3 protein-coding genes are annotated in these 4,834 nt (G+C 70.3%); 2 read left to right on the top strand and 1 reads right to left on the bottom strand.

The window, feature by feature from the left end; all coding sequences use genetic code 11:
• Window positions 1–1,000 precede the first annotated feature (1,000 nt).
• Window positions 1,001–1,927 carry a heme o synthase gene (locus tag I5E_RS17930; protein WP_022908200.1) on the bottom strand — a complete coding sequence of 309 codons (927 nt, stop codon included), beginning with the start codon at window positions 1,925–1,927 and terminating at the stop codon, window positions 1,001–1,003.
• 425 nt (window positions 1,928–2,352) lie between these two features.
• On the opposite strand from I5E_RS17930, the gene tkt reads away from it, so the two are divergent.
• Together tkt and I5E_RS17920 are read left to right on the top strand one after the other, a co-directional pair.
• On the top strand, window positions 2,353–4,446 hold the full coding sequence (gene tkt, locus I5E_RS17925; RefSeq protein ID WP_022908199.1) for a transketolase: 2,094 nt from the start codon (window positions 2,353–2,355) through the stop codon (window positions 4,444–4,446).
• 156 nt (window positions 4,447–4,602) lie between these two features.
• The coding region (locus I5E_RS17920; RefSeq protein ID WP_031263109.1) for a transaldolase family protein at window positions 4,603–4,834 on the top strand (232 nt) is incomplete at its 3' end.

Genomic DNA, 4,834 nt, shown 5'->3' with positions numbered 1-4,834 from the left:
GCGCACGGCGAGCGCTCGNCCCGGGCTGGTACACGGGCGTCGTCCGCGGCACGATCGCGGCCGTCGTCGTCACGGTGCTCGTCGGCATCCTCACCACCGGCAGCGGCCCGCACGCCGGAGCGGACGAGGCCGTCGACGGCGGCCGGCTGCACCGTACGGGCTTCGACCCGGCCGTGATGGAGCACCTGCACGCGGTGCCGGCCTACGTCCTGTTCGCGCTGACGCTCGTGCTCGTCGTCGGTGCGGTCCGCCTGCGCCTGTCGAGCAAGTGGGCGCTGCTGCTCCTCGTCGTCGAGTTCGTCCAGATCGCCGTGGGGCTCACCCAGGCGCGCACGGGCCTGCCGGTCGGCCTGGTCGGGACGCACATGGTCCTCGCGGGGCTGCTGGTCGGCGCGATGACCGTCGTCACGCTCTCGACGCGCGGCACCGCCGGTCGCCAGGCCGTCCGCGAGCCGCTCGCGGGCTGACGCCCAGCCCACCGCACGCGGTCGACGACACCCCACGAGTCGATCGACTCGTGGGGTGTGGTTCGTTGCGCACGCGACCGATCAGGGCAGCACGGTGCGGTGATCGTCACCCCGTGACGGCCTGGAGGCGCGGTGCGGGCCCCACCGCGCCTCCAGGCCGGCGGTGGGTCGCGTCGACCACCGCGCGTCGCGGCGTGCGCCCTGCCGGGCCGGACTCGGCCAGGGGCGAGTCGGGGCGACATCGTCGACGTCGTACGACAGCGGCCTTGTCGCTCCGCGTCGTCCGCACGACGACACCACCGCGCGCGCACGCACGCAACGAGCGACAACGTCGACGTCGTACGACAACGGTCTCGTCGCTCCACGTCGGCCGCACCACGACACCGCCGCGCGCACGCAAGAAGCGACAACGTCGACGTCGTACGACAACGGTCTCGTCGCTCCACGTCGTCCGCACGACGACACCACGGCCCGCGCACCCGCAGCGGCGCCGGCGCGACCGAACCCGCGCGACCGGCCCCGCCCGCCCCGGGCTAGAAGGTGAAGACCTGCGGGAGCAGCGGGTCGATGCCCACCGCGATGAAGAGCAGCGTCAGGTACGTGATCGAGCTGTGGAAGACCCGCATCGGCTGCACGTGCTCGACGTGCTGGATCGCCCGCGAGTACAGCCGGTGCGACTCGACGACGAACCAGATGCCACCGGCCAGCGCGACGACCGTGTAGAGCGGTCCCATGTGCGCGACGGGGACGAGCAGCAGCGAGCAGACGAGCGTCGCCCACGCGTACAGGACGACCTGCAGCCCGACGACGGTGCGCCCGCGGACCACGGCGAGCATCGGCACGTCGGCGGCGTCGTAGTCGTCGCGGTACTTCATCGACAGCGGCCAGTAGTGCGGCGGCGTCCAGAGGAAGATCACCATGAAGAGGATGACCGGCGCCCAGCTCAGCGACCCGGTGACGCCCGCCCAGCCGATCAGCACCGGCATGCAGCCGGCCGAGCCGCCCCACACGATGTTCTGCGGCGTGCGGCGCTTGAGCCACAGCGTGTAGAGGAACACGTAGATGAGGATCGCGATGACGCTCAGCGCAGCGGCGAGCCAGTTCACCAGGAAGCCGAGGACGGCCGTCGACAGGATGCCGAGCACCCACGAGAACACGAGGGCCTCGCGGTCGGAGAGCTCACCGGTGACGAGCGGGCGCGTGCTCGTCCGCTTCATGAGGCGGTCGATGTCGCGATCGATGTAGCAGTTGAAGGCCGAGGCGGACCCGGCGGACATGGCACCACCGAGCATCGTCCAGAACACGAGCCACAGGTCCGGCACCCCGCGCGCGGCGAGGAACATCGTCGGAGCCGTCGTGACGAGCAGCAGCTCCATGACCCGCGGCTTCGTCAGCGAGACGTACGCGCGCACCTTGCGGGACAGCGTCGAGCGGGGTCGATCGGTGTCGGGCCGGGTCACGGTGGCAGTCGGCAAGGGAACCTCAGTCTGTTCGCGTCAGCTCGCACGCTCGGTGGACGGCTCCGTCGTCGTCGGGGGCGTGCGTGGGCCCGGAATGCTCACGGGTCTCCGACAGTTTACGTGATCGAGGCGCTGCGACGATGCCCCGCCCCGCCATCCGGACCGAAGTCGCCCACCGACACGCCCGGCCGACGGCGGGTCCCCGTGGCGACGAGTGCACAACCGGCGTCACCTGAACCCCTTCTGAGTGCATGGTCACTATGCTGGAGACGCCCTCCCGCAGTGCGTGCCCCGATGACGTCGGCCGCGAAGAGCCGGTCGGCCGCCGCGAGACGGCGACCTGACGAAGGCCCCGGGATGGCGATCATGTCCGTGCGATGGCACGAGCCCTCGCACATGTCGCATCAAGAAGGGTCAACATCCAAGTGGCTGAATTCACCTGGGACGCCATCGACAGGAAGGCCGTCGACACGGCCCGCGTACTCGCCGCCGACTCGGTCGAGGCCGCCGGCAACGGTCACCCCGGCACCGCGATGAGCCTCGCGCCGGTCGCCCACCTCCTCTTCCAGAAGGTGATGCGTCGCGACCCCAGCGACTCCACCTGGATCGGCCGCGACCGCTTCATCCTCTCCGCGGGCCACGCCTCGATCCTGCAGTACGTGCAGTTCTACCTGCACGGCTACGGCCTCGAGCTCGAGGACCTCCAGCACCTGCGCAAGTGGGGCTCGAAGACCCCGGGTCACCCGGAGTACGGCCACACCGACGGCGTCGAGATCACCACCGGCCCGCTCGGCCAGGGCCTCGCGTCCGCCGTGGGCTTCGGCTACGCGCAGCGCTTCGAGCGCGGTCTGTTCGACCCGGAGACCGCCGACGGCCAGTCGCCGTTCGACCACTTCACCTACGTGATCGCCGGTGACGGCGACATGCAGGAAGGCGTCACGAACGAGGCCGCCAGCCTCGCCGGCCGCCAGCAGCTCGGTCGCCTGGTCGTCTTCTACGACTCGAACCAGATCTCGATCGAGGACGACACCGACATCGCGTTCTCCGAGGACGTCGCGGCCCGCTACGAGGCCCTCGGCTGGCACGTCCAGCACGTCGACTGGAAGAAGACCGGCGAGTACTCCGAAGACGTCGAGGAGCTGTACCGCGCCGTCGAGGCCGCCAAGGCCGAGACGACCAAGCCGTCGCTCATCGTCCTCAAGACGATCATCGGCTGGCCGTCGCCGACCAAGCAGAACTCCGGCAAGATCCACGGCTCCGCCCTCGGTGGCGAGGAGCTCAAGGGCCTCAAGGAGGTGCTCGGCTTCGACCCCGAGCAGACCTTCCACGTCGATCCCGAGGTGCTCGAGTACACCCGCGGCGTCGTCGCCAAGGGCCAGGCCGAGCACGCCGAGTGGCAGCAGACCTTCGACGCGTGGGCCGCGGCCAACCCGGAGAAGAAGACGCTCCTCGACCGCATCAACGCCGGCGAGCTCCCCGAGGGCCTCGAAGAGGCGCTCCCGGTCTTCCCGACCGAGAAGGCCGTCTCGACCCGCGCCGCCTCCGGCAAGGTCATCAACGCCATCGCGCCGCTCATGCCCGAGTTCTGGGGCGGTTCGGCCGACCTCGCCGAGTCGAACCTGACCACGATCGAGGGCGCCAAGTCCTTCGGTCCGGTCGAGGCGTCGACCAAGACGTGGAGCACCGACCCGTACGGCCGCGTGCTGCACTTCGGCATCCGCGAGCACGCGATGGGCTCGATCCTGTCCGGCATCGTCCTGCACGGGAACACCCGCCCCTTCGGCGGCACGTTCCTCATCTTCAGCGACTACATGCGTCCGGCAGTCCGTCTCGCCGCGCTCATGCAGGCGCCGGCGATCTACGTCTGGACGCACGACTCCGTCGCCCTCGGCGAGGACGGCCCGACGCACCAGCCGATCGAGCAGCTCAGCGCCCTCCGCGCGATCCCGGGTCTGGACGTCGTCCGCCCGGCCGACGCCAACGAGGTCGCCTACGCCTGGCTCGAGATGCTCAAGCACAAGGACCGCCCGGCCGGCATCGCGCTGAGCCGTCAGAACCTCCCCGTCTTCGAGCGTGGCGAGGGCGAGGCCTCGGGTGAGACCTTCGCCTCGGCGAAGAACGTCGCCAAGGGCGCGTACATCCTGGCCGAGGCGCCGAACGGCACCCCGGACGTGATCCTCATCGCGACCGGCTCCGAGGTCCAGATCGCCGTCGACGCGCGCGAGCAGCTCAAGGGCGAGGGCATCAACGCCCGCGTCGTGAGCGCCCCGTCGCTCGAGTGGTTCCGCGCACAGTCCGAGAACTACCAGGACCAGGTCCTGCCGAAGGACGTCACCGCTCGCGTGTCGGTCGAGGCCGGCATCGCGATGAGCTGGCGCGACATCGTCGGCGACAAGGGCCGCAGCGTCTCGATCGAGCACTTCGGTGCCTCGGCCGACTACCAGACGCTCTTCAAGGAGTTCGGCTTCACGACGGAGCACGTCGTGGCCGCCGCGAAGGAATCCCTCGCGGCTTCCTGACCCGACAGGGCCGGGTCCGGTTCGCCGGATCCGGCCCTTCTTCCGGGAGGCGCGGCTCGGCCCCGCCCCGCGCCTGCCGGTTCCCCGAGACCCCGACACCACGGCCCCCGTCGCCACCGCGACGACGGCCAGTCGATGAAAGAAGAAGAGAAACACATGGCTGAGAACACCCCCACCGCCGCCCTCTCCGCGGTCGGCGTGAGCATCTGGCTCGACGACCTGTCCCGCGAACTGCTGGAGACCGGCAAGCTCGAGTCCCTCATCGCCGAGAAGAACGTCGTCGGCGTCACGACCAACCCGACGATCTTCGCCTCGGCCCTCGCCAAGGGCGAGCGCTCCGAAGAGGAGGTCAAGGAGCTCGCGGCCGCCGGCACCGAGCTGACCGACG

Source organism: Curtobacterium sp. B18 (assembly GCF_000333375.1).
Lineage (GTDB): Bacteria > Actinomycetota > Actinomycetes > Actinomycetales > Microbacteriaceae > Curtobacterium.
The sequence above is the reverse complement of the archived record's forward strand: the minus strand, read 5'-3'. Positions and strand labels throughout refer to the sequence as shown.